Source organism: Sporanaerobacter sp. PP17-6a (genome assembly GCF_900095615.1).
Classification (GTDB): domain Bacteria; phylum Bacillota; class Clostridia; order Tissierellales; family Acidilutibacteraceae; genus Acidilutibacter; species Acidilutibacter cellobiosedens.
This window is the reverse complement of record NZ_FMIF01000033.1, coordinates 1-17,176: the sequence shown is the minus strand read 5'-3', so window position 1 is coordinate 17,176 and position 17,176 is coordinate 1. Positions and strand designations below refer to the sequence as shown.

19 protein-coding genes are annotated in these 17,176 nt (G+C 31.8%); 14 read left to right on the top strand and 5 right to left on the bottom strand.

Going from position 1 to position 17,176, the window contains the following annotated elements:
- Positions 1-363: 363 nt before the first annotated feature.
- Positions 364-1,200 carry a diaminopimelate epimerase gene (gene dapF / locus PP176A_RS12735; RefSeq protein ID WP_071140865.1) on the bottom strand — a complete coding sequence of 279 codons (837 nt, stop codon included), beginning with the start codon at positions 1,198-1,200 and terminating at the stop codon, positions 364-366.
- Between the two features lie 260 nt (positions 1,201-1,460).
- Between dapF and PP176A_RS12730 the strand changes: the two genes are divergently transcribed.
- From PP176A_RS12730 to PP176A_RS12690, 9 genes are all read left to right on the top strand, one after another.
- Positions 1,461-2,417, top strand: coding sequence for a sugar-binding transcriptional regulator (locus tag PP176A_RS12730; protein ID WP_071140864.1), 957 nt, complete (start codon positions 1,461-1,463; stop codon positions 2,415-2,417).
- A 14-nt stretch (positions 2,418-2,431) separates the two neighbouring features.
- Positions 2,432-2,815 (top strand): transcriptional regulator GutM, encoded by a 384-nt coding sequence (locus PP176A_RS12725; protein WP_071140863.1) that lies wholly within the window; start codon positions 2,432-2,434, stop codon positions 2,813-2,815.
- 40 nt (positions 2,816-2,855) lie between these two features.
- Positions 2,856-3,410 carry a PTS glucitol/sorbitol transporter subunit IIC gene (gene srlA / locus PP176A_RS12720; RefSeq protein WP_071140862.1) on the top strand — a complete coding sequence of 185 codons (555 nt, stop codon included), beginning with the start codon at positions 2,856-2,858 and terminating at the stop codon, positions 3,408-3,410.
- 22 nt (positions 3,411-3,432) lie between these two features.
- A complete protein-coding gene (srlE, locus tag PP176A_RS12715) occupies positions 3,433-4,419 on the top strand; it encodes a PTS glucitol/sorbitol transporter subunit IIB (RefSeq protein ID WP_143037694.1) in 987 nt (328 codons plus the stop codon).
- A gap of 354 nt (positions 4,420-4,773) precedes the next feature.
- A complete protein-coding gene (locus PP176A_RS12710; protein ID WP_071140861.1) occupies positions 4,774-5,127 on the top strand; it encodes a PTS glucitol/sorbitol transporter subunit IIA in 354 nt (117 codons plus the stop codon).
- A gap of 195 nt (positions 5,128-5,322) precedes the next feature.
- Positions 5,323-6,612, top strand: coding sequence for an NAD(P)H-dependent oxidoreductase (locus PP176A_RS12705; protein ID WP_071140860.1), 1,290 nt, complete (start codon positions 5,323-5,325; stop codon positions 6,610-6,612).
- 100 nt (positions 6,613-6,712) lie between these two features.
- Positions 6,713-7,552 (top strand): class II fructose-bisphosphate aldolase, encoded by an 840-nt coding sequence (locus PP176A_RS12700; protein ID WP_071140859.1) that lies wholly within the window; start codon positions 6,713-6,715, stop codon positions 7,550-7,552.
- Between the two features lie 12 nt (positions 7,553-7,564).
- The gene (locus PP176A_RS12695; RefSeq protein WP_071140858.1) at positions 7,565-8,263 is read left to right on the top strand and encodes a triose-phosphate isomerase; all 699 of its coding nucleotides are present in this window, start codon (positions 7,565-7,567) and stop codon (positions 8,261-8,263) included.
- 13 nt (positions 8,264-8,276) lie between these two features.
- A complete protein-coding gene (locus PP176A_RS12690; protein WP_071140857.1) occupies positions 8,277-8,792 on the top strand; it encodes a YjbQ family protein in 516 nt (171 codons plus the stop codon).
- A 132-nt stretch (positions 8,793-8,924) separates the two neighbouring features.
- Here PP176A_RS12690 and lysA read toward each other — a convergent pair whose 3' ends face one another.
- Positions 8,925-10,187 carry a diaminopimelate decarboxylase gene (gene lysA, locus PP176A_RS12685; protein ID WP_071140856.1) on the bottom strand — a complete coding sequence of 421 codons (1,263 nt, stop codon included), beginning with the start codon at positions 10,185-10,187 and terminating at the stop codon, positions 8,925-8,927.
- 412 nt (positions 10,188-10,599) lie between these two features.
- Here lysA and PP176A_RS12680 point away from each other — a divergent pair, with 412 nt between their 5' ends.
- Positions 10,600-10,830 (top strand): alpha/beta-type small acid-soluble spore protein, encoded by a 231-nt coding sequence (locus tag PP176A_RS12680; protein ID WP_071140855.1) that lies wholly within the window; start codon positions 10,600-10,602, stop codon positions 10,828-10,830.
- A 71-nt stretch (positions 10,831-10,901) separates the two neighbouring features.
- On the opposite strand, the gene PP176A_RS12675 is transcribed toward PP176A_RS12680, so the two are convergent.
- The gene (locus PP176A_RS12675) at positions 10,902-11,612 is read right to left on the bottom strand and encodes a L,D-transpeptidase family protein (protein WP_071140854.1); all 711 of its coding nucleotides are present in this window, start codon (positions 11,610-11,612) and stop codon (positions 10,902-10,904) included.
- A 164-nt stretch (positions 11,613-11,776) separates the two neighbouring features.
- Between PP176A_RS12675 and PP176A_RS12670 the strand changes: the two genes are divergently transcribed.
- On the top strand, positions 11,777-12,283 hold the full coding sequence (locus PP176A_RS12670; RefSeq protein ID WP_071140853.1) for a flavin reductase family protein: 507 nt from the start codon (positions 11,777-11,779) through the stop codon (positions 12,281-12,283).
- Positions 12,284-12,314: 31 nt separating this feature from the next.
- On the opposite strand, the gene PP176A_RS12665 is transcribed toward PP176A_RS12670, so the two are convergent.
- Both PP176A_RS12665 and PP176A_RS12660 read right to left on the bottom strand, forming a co-directional pair.
- Positions 12,315-12,896, bottom strand: coding sequence for a DUF4230 domain-containing protein (locus PP176A_RS12665; RefSeq protein ID WP_071140852.1), 582 nt, complete (start codon positions 12,894-12,896; stop codon positions 12,315-12,317).
- A gap of 1,109 nt (positions 12,897-14,005) precedes the next feature.
- Positions 14,006-15,352 carry a [Fe-Fe] hydrogenase large subunit C-terminal domain-containing protein gene (locus PP176A_RS12660; protein WP_071140851.1) on the bottom strand — a complete coding sequence of 449 codons (1,347 nt, stop codon included), beginning with the start codon at positions 15,350-15,352 and terminating at the stop codon, positions 14,006-14,008.
- Between the two features lie 222 nt (positions 15,353-15,574).
- On the opposite strand from PP176A_RS12660, the gene yedE reads away from it, so the two are divergent.
- Genes yedE through PP176A_RS12645 form a run of 3 tightly spaced genes read left to right on the top strand, consistent with a single transcriptional unit; the run spans position 15,575 to position 17,156 of the window.
- The gene (yedE, locus tag PP176A_RS12655) at positions 15,575-16,669 is read left to right on the top strand and encodes a YedE family putative selenium transporter (RefSeq protein WP_071140850.1); all 1,095 of its coding nucleotides are present in this window, start codon (positions 15,575-15,577) and stop codon (positions 16,667-16,669) included.
- Positions 16,662-16,874: a sulfurtransferase TusA family protein gene (locus PP176A_RS12650; RefSeq protein ID WP_071140849.1), complete on the top strand. Its 213-nt coding sequence runs from the start codon at positions 16,662-16,664 to the stop codon at positions 16,872-16,874. The genes yedE and PP176A_RS12650 overlap by 8 nt, the downstream gene beginning before the upstream one ends.
- A gap of 9 nt (positions 16,875-16,883) precedes the next feature.
- Positions 16,884-17,156 carry a DUF3343 domain-containing protein gene (locus PP176A_RS12645; RefSeq protein WP_071140848.1) on the top strand — a complete coding sequence of 91 codons (273 nt, stop codon included), beginning with the start codon at positions 16,884-16,886 and terminating at the stop codon, positions 17,154-17,156.
- Positions 17,157-17,176: the final 20 nt, after the last annotated feature.

Genomic DNA, 17,176 nt, shown 5'->3' with positions numbered 1-17,176 from the left:
ATCTCTTAAACATAATTCAGATAGTTTTCGACCCGCCATCGCCTACCATTTATATATCATTTATTACATTTTTTGTCTTTTCATGACACGCTTGATTCGCATTTATATCTCCATCATGGATTGTTTTACATTTTGAACATTCTTCACTCTTTATATTTAGATTCTCTATCCTCTTGTTCTTATATGCATATATGGTATGTATTTTAAAATGTATGTGTTTTTACCCTCCACCTTCCCATGCTGAAACTCAATATTTTTACTTATAAAATTATAGCTTGTACTACAAAGCCAATTTCATTATAAACTAAAAGAAAGCGTTTTTCAAGCATGAACTAATTTAATTTCCATCCCATTTTATAAAATTTATAAATTCAAAAATTCTCCGATACATATGGTTTCTGCACTGCCTTTCATGTATATATCATAATTATCATTTAAGCATACTTGAATTTTTCCTCCTTCCATATTAACTTCCACCTTCTTGTTTAACTTTCCAAGAATATTTCCTATAACTACGCTGGCACAGGAACCAGTTCCGCAGCCTAACGTTCTCCCTGCGCCTCTCTCCCATGTATATATATTTATATGACCTTTATCAATTATTTCTACAAAATTCACATTCGTTTTCTTGGGAAATATTTTGTTCAATTCTATTTTTCTTCCGAGGCTATTTATATCTATTTCTTTTATATTATCCACAAATATGACCGTATGGGGAACTCCCGCAAGTACTGAAGAAAATTGAATTTTCTTATCCCCGATGTTTAAATTCTCCAGCAAAACTTTTTTCTTGTTAATATCTACAGGAATCTGAGCGCTTTCAAATATAGGATAACCCATATTAACCTTCACTGACGTTACTTTATTGTCTTTGTCTATTTCTAATTCTACGGTTTTAATACCTGATAATGTTTCTATTGTAAATGTCTTAATATCTATCAGCTTATTTTCATAAACATATTTTGCAAAGCATCTTATTCCATTTCCACACATTTCACCTTCTGAACCGTCTGAGTTATAATATACCATTTTTATATCAGCCCAACTGCTCTTTTCACAGATCATTATTCCATCTCCGCCTACACTAAAATGTCTATCACAACATCTTAAGGCTAATTTTTCATAATCCTTTATGGTATATTCAAATCCATTAAATATAATAAAATCATTCCCGGCTGCTACCATTTTAGTAAATTTCATATTTTCAACTCCTATTTCTATCTTTTATTATAAAAATTATTTTTTTGTTCTTAATATAATGATTATATTTTTTATTTTACCATATAATTTAATCTTGCTCAATTTTTAATAGTATTACGGTAGAATCGATTTGCTGTAGAAAAAAGGATTATTAAAAACTTTTTTAAAATATATTGACATATTTAATAATAGGAGTAAAGTAATATTGTACATAAATAAAAACTCTGAACATATGTAAAAATACTATAGGAGATATTTAAATGAGAAAAATTATAGACGATAAGAGATTATTAATTAAATGCAGTGTAATGTACTATATGCAGTATAAAACCCAAAATGAAATATCTAATATTCTTGGTATTTCAAGGCCGACTGTTTCGAGGCTTTTAAAGGAGGCAAAAGATAAAGGTATTGTAAAAATACAGATACAGGATTTTAAGGAGAATTATAATCATTTTGAACGATTAGAAGATGAAATTGAAAGAAAGTATGGACTTTTGGAAGTTATAATAGTAAATGATGAAAATGATGAAAATACTCTAAAACAGGAACTTGGCAAAGCAACCGCAAGATATTTGGAAAGAATATTAAAGAACAAAGATATTGTGGGTGTATCGATGGGTACAACATTGAAAGAAATATATAAATTTGTCAGCAGTGAATCCAAAGTTGACGCAACATTTATACCGTTAATTGGCGGAGTAGGTCAAATAGGTATAGAATTGCATGCTAATCAGATTGTTATGGATCTGTCAAGAGCTTTCAAGGGAAAATTCAAATTACTTCATGCACCAGCTGTAATTTCAGATATAAATATAAAAGAAAATTTTGAAAAAGAAAAAAGTTTGAAAGAAGTTATAAATTATATCTATAAAGCGAATGTCGCTATAGTTGGTATCGGTGCGCCCACAGAAAACTCAACCCTTATGGCAACGGGATATTTTGATGCAACATATATGAAAAATATAAAAAAACTTAAAGCAGTCGGTGATATCTGTCTACAATTCTTTGATATTGATGGTAATTATGAAAAATTTCCTGATAACAAAAAAGTATTTGGAATAGAACTTCAAAAACTTAAAAATATCGATAGAGTTATAGGCGTAGCTGGGGGAAATGAAAAAGCAGAATCAATCATTGGCGCAATAAAGGGCAAATATATAAATGTGCTTATAACAAATTATAGTTGTGCAAAAAAAATAAATGAATTTGTTTAAGGTGGGAGATATTTATGGCTAATTTGGCTATATTGGCATTTGTACTAATCGGAGTTCAGTTTGGACTATCCTATTTTCAATTTAGAGACTATAGGAATAAAATAAAAGAATTAAGCAAGAAAGGTACAATAGGCATAGGTATAAAAAAAGGAAATATAAGACAAGGAAGTATAACTATCCTTGCCTGTGATGAAAAGGGTATCATTACAGATTGTACGGAAATGAAGGGTAGAACCGTATTTTCGCGATTTAAAGAAAATCACGATTATGTTGGACAAAATGTACATACTTTAAAAAACAAATTAGAAACTCAAAGTACAAAAGTAAAAAGTTCATTATTAAAAGCCGTTGAATCGATTGAAAATCAAGTTATAAACAAGCAAGTAAACCTTTTCTAAAGGTTTTACTAATAAATATATTTAAGAAAGGAGTCTTATAATGAATGCATTAGCTCATGGTGCTCAGGCATTTATCGGCCTGTTTCAAAAAGGAGGTGAACAATTTGTAAACAACATCACGGGTATTCTTCCGACTTTAATAGTCTTGATGACAGCAGTAAATGCAGTAGTCAAATTAATCGGAGAAGAAAGAGTACAAAAGTTAGCGCAATCTGCGACAAAAAATTTTATCACAAGATATACCGTTTTCCCATTGTTATCGGTATTTTTCTTGACTAACCCGATGTGTTATACATTTGGAAAATTTCTAAAAGAAAAATATAAACCGGCATTTTACGATTCTGCAGTATCATTTGTTCATCCGATTACAGGCCTTTTCCCTCATGCAAATGCGGCCGAATTGTTTGTATATATGGGGATTGCAAACGGAATCAGAAAATTAGGATTCGGTCTCGGTGATTTGGCAATCAGATATTTTATAGTAGGTATTATAGTAATTCTCATAAGAGGTATTGTGACTGAAAAAATAACATCCATTATGATAAGCAGAAAAAATATAAAACATAATTCAAAAAATGTTAAAGTAACTGTATAGTTATGAAAGGGGGAATTTGATTATGTACAGAACTATTAAAGTCGAAAAGGGTAATGATGGATGGGGAGGACCTCTTATATTAAAGCCTACGGGAAAAAAACATATAATCTTAAATGTAACGGGTGGAGGAATATCTCCAATTTCTAAAAGAATTTCGGAATTATCCGGTGCCGATATTGTAGATGGATTTAAGACAGGAATAGATGATGAATCCGAAATTCTCGTAGCTGTTGTTGATTGCGGCGGTACAGCAAGGTGTGGAGTTTATCCCAAGAAAGGTATTATGACGGTTAATATTACTCCGGTAGGTCAATCAGGACCTTTAGCACAATACATGAAAGAAAGCAATTATGTATCAGGTGTAAAAAATGAAAATATTCAATTATTTGAAGATGCCCCAGAAGAATCCTATGCAGTAAATAACGATGATAAAACCGATACAAAAGCAAAAACGTATGATTCTCAGGAGGAGAAGACAAATATTTTAACCAAAATAGGCAAGGGTACCGGAAAGGTTGTAGGAATATTTTATCAAGCCGGCAGAGAGGCAATAGATTCCGTGATCAAAAACATACTTCCATTTATGGCATTTGTATCACTGATTGTAGGAATTATACTTAAAACCGGAATTGGAAACTGGATTGCAAAGACAATATCACCATATGCGGGATCATTACCCGGATTGCTTATTATATCAATAATTTGTGCAATCCCCATACTTTCACCCTTACTCGGACCAGGTGCAGTTATAGCTCAAATAGTCGGAGTACTTGTGGGAACGGAAATCGGATTGGGGCATATACCCCCTCAGTATTCTCTTCCGGCTTTATTTGCAATAGATGCGCAAGCAGGATGTGATTTTATACCTGTAGGTCTAAGTCTTGGTGAAGCAAAACCCGAGACTATAGAAATAGGCGTACCCGCGGTATTGTTTTCAAGACTTATAACCGGACCGATAGCAGTACTTATTGCATATGCCTTTAGCATTGGATTATATGCCCATAGATAAAAAAATATCACAAAGTAAAAACACAACAAAATATTTTTACTTCATGATATATTAATAAATATTAATTTAACAATCTTATTCTATCATATGAAAATTGGCCTGTAAATATGAATAATGTTTTTATCAAAAATTTTGTATCAATATTCTCCTAACTATAAGGGCTATAAATTTTTGATGTTTTTATTTATTCATATTTGCAGACCTAAATTATAAAGGGTTTCTATTAAAGCGTTAATATACTGAGGAAGCCTTTTTTGAAACCCATGGGAAAGTATGTATTAAAGAAAACTCAACTTTCTTATGGGTTATAAAAATCCAAATTTTTATTAAAACATAAAGAAGGTGTGGTATTTTATGAAGTATAAATCAACAATAACAGGACTTGGTGAAATGGTTACGGATTCTTTAAAATCGGGTTTTGTAATCATTTTTAATGATAATGCTCCGAAAGAAATAGCTGAAATATCAATTTTACATACTATAGAAAAATTTGATTCAGAAATAGAAGTCGGAGATTTATTTATAATCGGTAATAAAAAATATAAGGTTACCGCAGTTGGAGATGAAGCAAATAAAACATTTAAACAGTTAGGACATTGTACACTAAAATTCAGCGGCAATCCGGATGTTAAACTTCCCGGACAGATTGAACTTAGAGGTGAATGTATGCCGGATGTTAAAATCGGTGATTTTATAGAAATATTATAAAATTATCTTAAAATATATTGACAATAAAAATAATGCGAAGTAAAATACTTTAGAACAAAGATAAAGAATCTGAACAAATGTAAAAATGATATGAAGATTCACTTTAATTACAGTTTTGACTGAAGAAAAGTATGTTTCTTGATGTTAAAACTAATCGACATTAATAGAATATTTTAATTAAGGAGATGTGCAATAATGTTAGGAGTAAATTATAAGTTAGCTGAGCTCGAAGAAAAAGGCAAAAATATTAATTTAGGCATAGTTGGCGCCGGCCAGATGGGTATGGGCATGGTAAGCCAAGTAATGTTAATGAAAGGTATTAAACCTGCAGTTGTTTCAGACATAGATCTTAATAGAGCATTTAATGCATATATAAATGCTGGAATTAAAAGTGATGATATAGCAAAAGTTTCAACTATAGCAGAAGCCAATGAAAAAATGGAACAAGGCAAGTATATTGTCACCGACAATTCTGAAATAGCATCAAAGGCAAATCTTACAGATGTTGCTATAGATGCTACCGGAGTCCCCGAAGTAGGGGCAAAAATTGCACTTGATGCTATAGATAATAAAAAACATATAGTAATGCTTAATGTTGAAACAGATGTGTGCATAGGTCCTTTACTCAAGAAGCTTGCCGATAATGCGGGTGTTGTTTATACAGGGTCAGCAGGAGACGAACCCGGGGCCGTAAAGGAACTATATGATTTTGCAGATGCTGCGGGGTTCGATGTGAAAGTAATAGGAAAGGGAAAAAATAATAAAGTAGATCTTGACTGCAATCCTGATACGGTATTGGAAGAAGCAACAAGAAGAGGAGTAAGTCCTCATATGCTCGCATCATTCAAGGACGGCACTAAAACAATGGTTGAACTTACCTGTATGTCAAATGCTACGGGATTTGTTCCGGATATAAGGGGTGCTCATGGTGCAGAAGCAAAAGTAAATGAGCTTACTTCAGTGCTTAGTTTGAAGGAAGAAGGCGGAGTGCTTAACAAATACGGAGTTGTTGAATATATAAAGGGTGTAGCCCCCGGGGTATTCGTAATCGTATCGAGCAAGCTTGATACTGTAAAAGCTGAAATGAAATACTTAAGTATGGGTGATGGCCCAAACTATGTTTTGTACAGGCCATATCATTTAGCAAGTTTAGAGACTCCATTATCTGCGGTAAAAGCCGTATTGGACCATCAATCAACTATAGTACCGATGGGAGCACCAGTTTCGGAAGTAATCACTATAGCAAAGAAAGATTTAAAGGCAGGACAGAATTTAGACGGAATAGGCGGATATACGGTATATGGTACAATCGAGCTTGCGAAGACCGCAAAAAAAATAAATGCAGTTCCCCTTGGATTAATAAACAAAAAGACAGTTCTCAAAAAAAATGTAAAGAAAGGCGAAGTTATAACTTATGATATGGTTGATCTTGACGAATCATCATTGATATTTCAGCTCAGGAAATTGCAAGACAGATTCTTCTAATATTTTATTTATATACGGGTATTGCATTACTTTGAATACCCGTATATTTAAATATTCGGTTGTTTAATGTTAAGCGATTAATTTTTAGGGAGATGATACTTTGTTAGTTTCATCAAAAGAGTTATTTAAGGCAGCGATGAAAAATAATTTTGCAATACCGGCACCAAACTTTGTAGATCAGAATTCTATCGAGTCTTATATAGAAGTGGCAGAAAAACTAAATTTACCGGTTATTCTGGCATATGCAGAAGCACATAAGGATTTCTTGCCCTTTGATGATGCCGTATGTTTAGGCAAATATTACGGTAAAAAAACAATGGTACCGGCAGTACTTCATTTTGATCACGGTACCACTATGGAACTTATAATGAAAGCTGTAGATAAGGGGTTTAAATCAGTAATGATAGATGCTTCCATGGACTCATTCGAAGACAATGTAAAGAGAACAAAAGAAATCGTTGAGTATGCCCATTTGAGAGGAGCAGTAGTAGAAGCTGAAATAGGCCATGTGGGAAGCGGAGAAAATTATAGTAACAGTAATGATGGCGACAATATCTATACAACTGTCGAAGATGCAAAAAAATTTACTGAACTTACAGATGTGGATTCCCTTGCAGTATCCATAGGAACAGCTCACGGAATTTACAAAGGAAAACCAATTATAAATTTTGAACGATTAAAAGAAATAAGAAATGCAGTGGATATCCCTCTGGTACTTCACGGAGGTTCATCAACAGGTGATGACAATCTTGCAAAATGCACAAGAGAAGGAATATGCAAAATAAACATTTATACTGATTTAGTAAATGCTGCATATAAAAAAGTAAAGGACAGCAATTGGAATAACTATTATGAACTGAGAGATGCTCAAAAGGAAGGCATGAAGGAATGCCTTGAACATTATTATGATGTGTTTGGAACAAAAAAATTCAAAAAATAAGGAAGCGAAAACATGCGAAAAATACAAACACCATTTTTCATATGTAATCCAAAATCATATTTATATGGGGAAGAAAGTCTAAAACTGGCGCTTACTGCAGATGAACTCGCTTTAAAATACGAAGTTGACATATTTTTTACAGCACCATATACGGACTTAGCAAATATAAAAGCTCATACGAAATATATAAGGGTAACTGCACAGCATATGGATCCTTTACTTCCGGGACGTGGAATGGGTCACGTGCTTCCTGAATCATTAAAAGCGGCCGGAGTGGAAGCAGTATTCTTAAATCATGCTGAACATTCACTCAAACTCGTTGATTTAGTCAAAACTACGAAAAGAGCAAAAGATCTTGGAATCATTACAATTATCTGTGCGGATTGTATTGAGGAAGCCAAAGCTATCGCAAAGTTAAAACCCGATATATTATTATGTGAACCTACCGCACTAATTGGTACCGGAAAGACCAGTGATTCTCACTATGTAACCCAAACCGTAAATTCAATAAAAGAAATTGATAGAAATATTCTCGTTATGGAAGCTTCGGGAATAACCACCGGAGAAGATGTTTATAAAATGATAATGAACGGTGCTGATGGAACTGGTGCAACAAGCGGAATACTTAAAGCTCCGAACAAGGCAAAAATGTTGGAAGAAATGGTACAGGCAATTGCTAAGGCTAAAAAAGGCAGAGAAAAAATGAAATAATGGAGGAATTGAGATGACAGTTTATAATGATGAATTGATTTTAAGATCAAATGGAAACAGAGTTTCATATTTTGAGATAACGGATAAAGTAAGAAAAATAGTAGAAAAAAGCGGAATTAAAAACGGAATATGCGTAGTAGCTTCACCGCATACGACTTGTTCAGTATTTCTTGAAGAATATTCCCACGATAGGAACTATGCTGGAGATGAATATCTTCAGGTTGACCTTAATAATATGCTTGAGAAGATCATCCCAAGGTGTGTAACTGAACGCCAGTATTATCATCCGGGGCCAAAACATATAGCTTTTGGTGACACATTAGGTTCAGAATATGTTCCGGACGGTGACAGAAGATCATTACTGAATACAGAGGCTCATTTAAAAGGAACTCTTATAGGATCAAGTCAGACATTTATTGTTCAGGATTCAAAACTTCAGATCGGCGGAGTCGGATATATATATTTTGTTGACTGGGATCAGAACAGAGTACGTGACAGGCACTGCAAAGTTCAAGTTTTAGGGGAATAGTAGAAGGCTCATATTGAAGTATTACTAAATTAAAAAAATTAGAATTTTCCTATGGGCTATAAAAAATCCTGTATTTTACATTAATAAAATATAAAATACAGGATTTTTTAATATAGCATATAAAGCACAAAATTATATCTCATTCTTTAGCATATCATCATAGGATTCTCTTTTCACTATTAATTTATCTTTTCCTTGGCTTACCATTACTACTGCCGGCTTCGGTATTCTATTATAATTACTTGCCATGGAATAATTATAAGCTCCTGTAGAAATTATTGCTAAAATATCTCCCGATTCAATTTTAGGTACTTTTAAATCCCATATTAAAATATCTCCTGTTTCGCAACATTTCCCTGCTATCGTGACTATTTCATTCCTTTCATCTAATATTTTATTGGCTACGACTGCCTCATACTTTGCGCTATATAAGCTAGGTCTCGGATTATCAGGCATTCCTCCGTCTACCGCTACATATGTTCTAACTCCGGGAATATTTTTTATAGTTCCTATGGTATAAAGAGTTATTCCTCCTTCTCCTATTATCCATCTTCCAGGTTCTATCATAAGTAATGGCCTCTCCAAATTATATTCTGTACAACATTTTTCTAACTCTCCCATTATTGCATCCGTAAAATATTTTAAGGGTTTTCTTTCTCCTTTTCCTGCATAGTGGATTCCATATCCTCCGCCCGTATTTAATTCCTTAGTTATAAAGCCCAGCTCGTCTTTCACCTCCTTCATAAGTCCTGCTATTACCCTTACTGCTCTAATATAAGTATCATTTTCAAAAAGCTGAGAGCCAATATGAAAGTGAAAACCAAGAAGCTTTATATGTTTATAATTTATGACTTTTTTAATCCCTCTGTGAATTATATTATCATCTAAAGGTATACCAAATTTTGAATCCACTTGACCTGTACTTATATATTTATGAGTATGGCTGTTCACTCCAGGGCTTATTCTAAACAGTATATTAACTCTTTTGTCATATTTTTCCGCTGTTTTTTCAATTAAATCTATCTCCCTCAAATTATCTATCACTATTCTTCCCACATTATTTTTAATAGCAAGTTCCAGTTCTTCTTCCGTTTTGTTATTTCCATGAAATATTATTTTGTCCATGGGAAAATTTACTTTAACTGCCGTATATAATTCACCTCCAGATACTACATCAAGGCCAAGTCCCTCTCTCGCAATAATTCTTGCCATTTCTTTAGTCAAAAATGCCTTGCTGGCATATACAGCCATAGTTTTTTTATATTTTAGAAGAAAATCATGTTTGATTTCATCACATCTCTCCTTAATATAATCTTCGGATATTACATACAAAGGGGTACCATATTTTTTTGCTAATTCTACCGTATCACATTCTCCAAAATAAAAATTGCTCATCTGTCTCCTCCCTTTCTGCGTCTTTAAATCGTTTCTTTATAATGCTTTGCAATAAACATGCCAAAAATAAAAAAATTCTTTTTTGTATTTTTCAACAGAAAAGAAATAAAAAATTATATTCTTTTTACCGATTTTAGGAATACTTTCATCTTAGATTCTCTCAATTCCTTTTTCTCTGTTTTTTACTACAAAAATCTATTTTCCTATTTTCAATACTATATTCCTACTTTCCGTCTCATTATATATATCTAATCTTACTCAATTTTAATAATATTACATTTGAAAACTATGGATATTATAGAAATTTAAATTAATACTTCACAAATTTACATGGTTTATAAGAAAATTTTCTACACATAATACTAATACACCAATAAATTATATTTAAATTACTTGAAAGGAGTGAAAAAAGGTGGCTACTAATAACAACAGTGGAAGTAACAAAATTTTAGTACCAGCTGCACGTCAAGCATTAAATCAAATGAAATTTGAAATAGCAAATGAACTTGGAATGACTAATTACGATTCAATGGATAAAGGAAATTTACCATCCAGACAAAACGGTTATGTTGGTGGATATATGACTAAGAGATTAGTTGAGATGGCACAGAAGAACATTAGCGGTGGAGGAACTGGTAGATAAATACATTTTAAAAAGTAAGATAGGTCTCTTTTGACCTATCTTATATTTTATTTAAATATTATTGTCTCCATTCAGTCCATAAGTATAATATCCAATTTTTCATATATATCATATCCTATCTTATCTGTAATAGGAATTTTATTATCTTTTAAGAATTTTACGACTCCTCTCTTCATCTCTTCTCCGTAAATGCCATCAATAGCTCCCGAATAATATCCTTTCTGTTTCAATCTTTTTTGAACTTCTTGAACATCAGCCCCTCTGTCTCCTGGGCGAAGATCCCTAAAACCATTAGCAAAAGGACCATAGACGCCATTAGTTATAGTTACCAAACTACCTTCTTTAACAAAATCGTACAGTTCCTCTACGTCGCTATTTCTCATTCTTATGCAGCCTGCACTTGCATTATATCCTACTGTCCCCGGTTTATTTGTACCATGAATTCCATATCTCCCCCACGGAACATTAATCCTCATCCATCTTGAACCAAATCCTCCTCCCCATCTTGCCTTTTCAATAATTTTAAAGCTTCCTAAAGGAGTAGGGCTGCCGGCCTTTCCTGTTGCTATCGGATATTCCTTTATAATCTCGTTATTGTCCAAATCAATGAGGGATAATCTTTTCATATCTACTTCAATAAGTACAGCAAAATTTCCTTCATTTTTTTTTAAATAAGTATCCTCATCATCCTCTTTTACCAATACCAAATGAATATAATTCCCTATAATCACAACAATTAAAATCATAATAAATGAAAAAATTATTATTTTGATCCTCCCCATAGATTCAATCCCCCTCTTATACAGTATATGCCCTCTAAAATTATTTAAAACTAAAAAAATTCCTTTGAGCATAACAAAAACTTAAATATAGTCGGATAATTTGAATATTATCTAAGTCAGTTGTGGTAAAATATAATTAAATTAAAAGTTGGGAAGGTGTTATCATGATTAAACACATAAAATACGACAAATACTTAAGAGAAGTACTGGATAAAATGGAAAAAGGCCTATTTTTGACTGTAAAAAGTAAAGAAAAAATAAATACAATGACCATAGGATGGGGCAGTATAGGAATTATATGGGGAAAACCCATATTTACTGTAGCCGTCAGAAATTCAAGGTATACTCACAGTCTTATTGAAAACAGCAATAATTTCACAGTAAGTATTCCTTTGGAAAAAGACATGAATAAAGAGCTAATATATTGCGGAACCAAATCCGGCAGAGATGTAGATAAAATAAAGGAATGTAATTTAATATTAAGAGATGGGATAAACACACCCTCTCCCGTTATAGAAAATTGTTCCCTTCATTATGAATGTAAAATAGTATATAAACATGATATAAACTTACAAGTTATGGACAAAGAAATATGTGAAAAATGCTATAAAGACGGAGATTATCATACATTATATTATGGAGAAATAGTTGATTGCTACCTGATTCCATAGTAATATGACAAAGAATTTCTTTGTCATATTACTATCTAAATTCTATCTTGATTTCTTTAAATCCTAAGGATGTAAGAAAATCCGAAATTATTTCCTTAGTATTATTCTCCGCTTCTTTTAAAAAACCTTTATCTATTATTTCTTTTTCTGTTTTTTGTTTCTCCTTTATTAAGGCATCGTACAAATCATTAAAACTTAATTTATTAAAAACCGAATCTCTTTCGTCATATATATAAACACTTTCTTCGTCTATTACATTTTCTAAAACTTTAGGCTTGTCCAATACAATAGATACTCTGAGATTATCTTTTACATCAATTTGGGGATTATTAAGTTCTACACCCCCTTTAATATACCCAGAATATTTAATTAAAAATCCTTTGCTTGTAAATGGTATATCAATACCTTTAAATTGTTTTGCATCTTTAAACGTAACTACATTAGTATAATTGTATTTAATAGCAGAAAGTTCGGCTAACTTTTCAACTTTCTCCTCGATAGTATCTGAAAGGAGGCTGGTTTCTCTCTTAACTGCAAATTTAGAATATATATATATACCTATAACCGCGATGATGCATATTAAAATAATTACAAATATTTTCTTCTTTTTCAAGCTGATGTCCCCCTTTAATTTATTGTGATCATTCATTAATTCTACACAAAACTTCATAATTTATCAATATATATTATAAGCTTTTGATAAGATTTATTTATTGCCTCATTTAAATTTCCCCTCCCTTAAATTGTTAGTTACATATTACCCATTTATTCTCTTATATCCCAGATAAAAAAACAATTTAATCAATTTAATTTTTCTTGTTATAAATAAGAAGCCTCCGATTATATCGACAATAATACCGTAATTTCTGTTTTAACTTAAATAATATCTTAAATTTTTTGGATTCATGATATCAATATTTTCTTCAGATATACGTTTTTTTAGCATCATTCGATTTATACCTCAAAACCGCTATTGAGAATTTCTGCTTTTAAAAAAGGCAAATAATACCATGTCTTTTTATTTAGTAATAAAAAAAGTTCTATTGAAATATTAATAAATTAAGGAAATTAGGCCTTTCCCATAGATCATAAAAAAACTAATTATTTCTTTTTATCCTACTTTTAAAAAAATTTCTTACACATAATTTTTGTTTATTTGATAATTAATTGCAAAATTTAAAATTATATATATGTAAATTTTTAATGGAGTTATAATCGTTTTAAAAAAGGCTTTTTCATAGATAAACTTTAAAAATTTATCGTAAAATATATTTTATTAATAGATTTTGAAATATCTTTTAGCGACACAACCTTATTCTGGAAAAAATATTATACTAAAAATTTCTATTAAAAGTAATATGTGTATTTAAATTTAAATAAGATTTTATATTTTGAAAAATATTTATATCTCGGTTATTATTTTACAATAAGTCGAAAAGATAAATTTATATAGGAAATGACAACTATTTGATTATCAATAAAAAGCGACATATTTTTTGATATCCTTATATCCTCATTTTTTTGATAAATTTTTCTTATAAAACAAGGAATAAAAAAAATGTCGTAAATTATGACTAAACTAAATTTAAAATTTTTTCTATTAAAAGGAAGTGCATAATTTCCTATGGATTAAAAAAAGAGCCTGAGGCTCAGGCTCCAAAGATATACTCTATTTTTAGAACATATTTTAAATACATCCTTCATGAGTATACATATAAGTTATCACAGTTCTCTCTCAAATATTGATATCTTTTCTTTGTTTTCAAAATCATTCAGAGATTTTATACCCAATTCATTAAGGAACTGATTCATTATTTCATTATACACGGATATCTTAATTTTTGAATCGTCTCCATATTTATCTACTGCTTTCTTGCCTTCTTCTTTTGGAACTATGGCTTTCGGTCCTCCTACACAACCTCCTATGCAACCCATTCCTTCCAAAAATCTTGCACTTATTTTCCCTTCTGTAATATCTGAAAGCATCTTTCTGCATTCGGGGACTCCGCTTGCCTTGTCCGAGGTGAACAAAGATATTTTATCGGGAAACATCTCATTTAAAGCCTCTCTTACCGCTTCAGACACTCCTCCAACTCTTGCATATATTCTTCCTCCTTTTGATGAATATTGAGTGGATAATTCTTCAGGGAGCTTTTCAAGATGTATATCCAAAACATCAAAAATATCTTTCAATTCCGTAAATGTAAGGACATAATCAATGGCTCCTTTTATATCTTCCATCTTCGCTTCTGCCTTTTTCGCTATACAAGGACCTATAAATACTACTTTGCACTCAGGATCTATTGCCTTAATTACTCTCCCTGCTGCAATCATTGGGGAAACCGAAGGAGATGTATATTTTATTAATTCATTAAATTTTTTCTTTATCATTCCTATCCAAATAGGACAACAGCAAGAAGAAAGCATAAAATCTTCTTTTTCGGAAACAAACTTGTTAAATTCGGAGGCTTCTTTTATTGTAAGCATGTCAGCAAAAAATGCCACTTCTACCATATCGGCAAAACCTATAGCCTTCAATGCCGATCTTATTTGTCCTATAGATACATCTGGTCCAAATTGGCCTGATACGGCAGGTGCTACTGCTGCTATTACCTTCTTATTCTCTTTTATAATTTCTTGAAGAGGAATAAATTCAATCTTATCAATAAAATTTTCTCTTTTACATATATCAACGCATATTCCGCAGTTCACACAATCTCTTTCATTTATTTCAGCTTGTGAAGTTTCCTTATTTATAATTATTGCATTAAAAGGACAGGCATTCTCACAAATAGTCTTCCCGTTTACCGTTACACAGTCAGCCACACAATCATGGGTATTAACTATCACCTTGTTTGATTGTATATAATTTTTTAATGCTTCTTTTAACTGAGAGGAAAAATCCTTCCCATATTCAACTTCAACTCCGCATATTGCGGATATTCTTCTTGCCAAAATCTCTTTATCTACTTCTTCATCTTTAGTTAATTCTTCAACTTTTTCATCTAATACTCCTTCGTAATAAGATTTAAGTATTTCTTTAAAAAGCTGCGCATTTTTAGGTATCATAATCTCATCTTCCTTTCTTACGATTATATATTACTTTTTCTTAATTATTTATACAACTTTTATACCCTTTTTTCAATAAAATCTTCAAATCATCCTATTTATTATAATTAAAATAGATAAAATTTATATTTATTTAAATGCTATAGATATTTCTTATTTTTCTTAATCTTTCTCCTATTATATAATTTATTTGGACAAATAATACAAAGGAGGGAATTAAAATTGGGAAGTAATAAAAAGATATTCATCTGTGGAGGTATTATAGGCTTAATTGCAGCTATTCTCATGAAATTTGGAAATCCCGCCAATATGGGAATATGTATAGCTTGTTTTTATCGGGATATTGCCGGAGCGTTAGGTCTCCATGGCGCAGAAACTGTCCGATATATAAGACCGGAAATAATCGGGTTTATATTCGGAGGATTTATAGCAGCATCTTTAAAGGGGGAATTTAGATCAAGGGGAGGTTCATCTCCTATAATAAGATTTGTTTTATCAGTCTTTTTAATGTTTGGTGCATTGGTATTCTTAGGATGCCCCTTAAGAATGATACTAAGGCTTGCCAACGGAGATTTAAACGCTTTGATTGGACTCATTGGATACGTTTTCGGAATATTTATCGGAATACAATTTATCAAAAAAGGCTATTCCTTGGGAAAGAGCTTTAACCAAACAAAAATTTCAGGGTATGTTATACCAATCTTCGCAATAATCTTACTTATATTCTTAATTGTAAAACCATCTTTTATATCTTTCAGTACGGAAGGCCCGGGTTCTATGAGAGCACCTATAATATTATCGCTGATTCTCGGAATAATAGTAGGTTTGATTCTTCAGAGAAGTAGAATATGTACTGCAGGCGGATTCAGAGATGTCTTGCTCATTAAAGACTACCATTTTTTATGGGGAATAATAGGAATATTTATTTTCAATTTAGTTGGCAATCTTATTTTAAATTTCGATACATTTCATATAGGCTTTGCAAATCAACCCATTGCACATACCGAATCCCTATGGAACTTTTTAGGCATGTCTCTTGTGGGAATATGCTCCATTTTCCTCGGAGGATGCCCGTTAAGACAAACTATATTGGCTTCTGAAGGAGATACCGATTCGGGAATCACTGTGTTTGGACTTATAGTTGGCGCCGCTTTGGCCCACAATTTTCAAATTGCCGCCAGTCCAAAGGGTGTTCCTTTTAACGGAAAGTTAGCTGTAATTATTGGATTTATTGTAGTTTTATTCATCGGATACAGTGTAATTAAAAATGTACAAGGTCAGGAAAGAGTATCAAAGGAGGTTGAAAAGAATGCCTAACATTGTGGATGCAAGGGGAAGATCATGTCCCGAACCTGTTATAATGACAAAAAAGGCTATAGACAATAATCCCGGCGGAGAATTTAAAATACTTGTGGATTTGGATGTAGCTAAGGAAAATATAATTCGATTCGTAAAAAGTAAGGGATACAAAGTAGATGTAAAGGAAAAAGATAAAGAATATACAATTCACATAAAAAAATAGGTGAAATATATGGATGATTTCTACTGTGTCATAACTTTTCACAATATCCAGGAAGCTCTGTCTTTTGAATCAGAAATGAAAAAGGAACATATTTCAATAAAGCTCATGCCTGTACCCAGACAAGTAAGCTCAAGCTGTGGAACAGCGGCCAGAATTCCTTGTGAAATAAGAGAAGAGATTCTAAAACTTTGTGAAAATAAAAAAATTAATATAAATGAATTTCATGAAATTCACAAGGATAAAAAAAAGAATGGATTTTTAAAAAATTTTGTAAGGTTTTAATTATTGGTATCACTATAAAA

Coding starts and splice junctions, on each gene's coding strand:
- PP176A_RS12675 (WP_071140854.1), bottom strand. CDS start 11,612: ATGGGGAGGATCAAAATAATAATTTTTTCATTTATTATGATTTTAATT.
- PP176A_RS12660 (WP_071140851.1), bottom strand. CDS start 15,352: ATGATACCTAAAAATGCGCAGCTTTTTAAAGAAATACTTAAATCTTAT.
- PP176A_RS12650 (WP_071140849.1), top strand. CDS start 16,662: ATGCCTAACATTGTGGATGCAAGGGGAAGATCATGTCCCGAACCTGTT.
- PP176A_RS12695 (WP_071140858.1), top strand. CDS start 7,565: ATGCGAAAAATACAAACACCATTTTTCATATGTAATCCAAAATCATAT.
- PP176A_RS12645 (WP_071140848.1), top strand. CDS start 16,884: ATGGATGATTTCTACTGTGTCATAACTTTTCACAATATCCAGGAAGCT.
- lysA (WP_071140856.1), bottom strand. CDS start 10,187: ATGAGCAATTTTTATTTTGGAGAATGTGATACGGTAGAATTAGCAAAA.
- PP176A_RS12670 (WP_071140853.1), top strand. CDS start 11,777: ATGATTAAACACATAAAATACGACAAATACTTAAGAGAAGTACTGGAT.
- PP176A_RS12690 (WP_071140857.1), top strand. CDS start 8,277: ATGACAGTTTATAATGATGAATTGATTTTAAGATCAAATGGAAACAGA.
- PP176A_RS12710 (WP_071140861.1), top strand. CDS start 4,774: ATGAAGTATAAATCAACAATAACAGGACTTGGTGAAATGGTTACGGAT.
- srlE (WP_143037694.1), top strand. CDS start 3,433: ATGTACAGAACTATTAAAGTCGAAAAGGGTAATGATGGATGGGGAGGA.
- srlA (WP_071140862.1), top strand. CDS start 2,856: ATGAATGCATTAGCTCATGGTGCTCAGGCATTTATCGGCCTGTTTCAA.
- PP176A_RS12725 (WP_071140863.1), top strand. CDS start 2,432: ATGGCTAATTTGGCTATATTGGCATTTGTACTAATCGGAGTTCAGTTT.
- PP176A_RS12730 (WP_071140864.1), top strand. CDS start 1,461: ATGAGAAAAATTATAGACGATAAGAGATTATTAATTAAATGCAGTGTA.
- dapF (WP_071140865.1), bottom strand. CDS start 1,200: ATGAAATTTACTAAAATGGTAGCAGCCGGGAATGATTTTATTATATTT.
- PP176A_RS12705 (WP_071140860.1), top strand. CDS start 5,323: ATGTTAGGAGTAAATTATAAGTTAGCTGAGCTCGAAGAAAAAGGCAAA.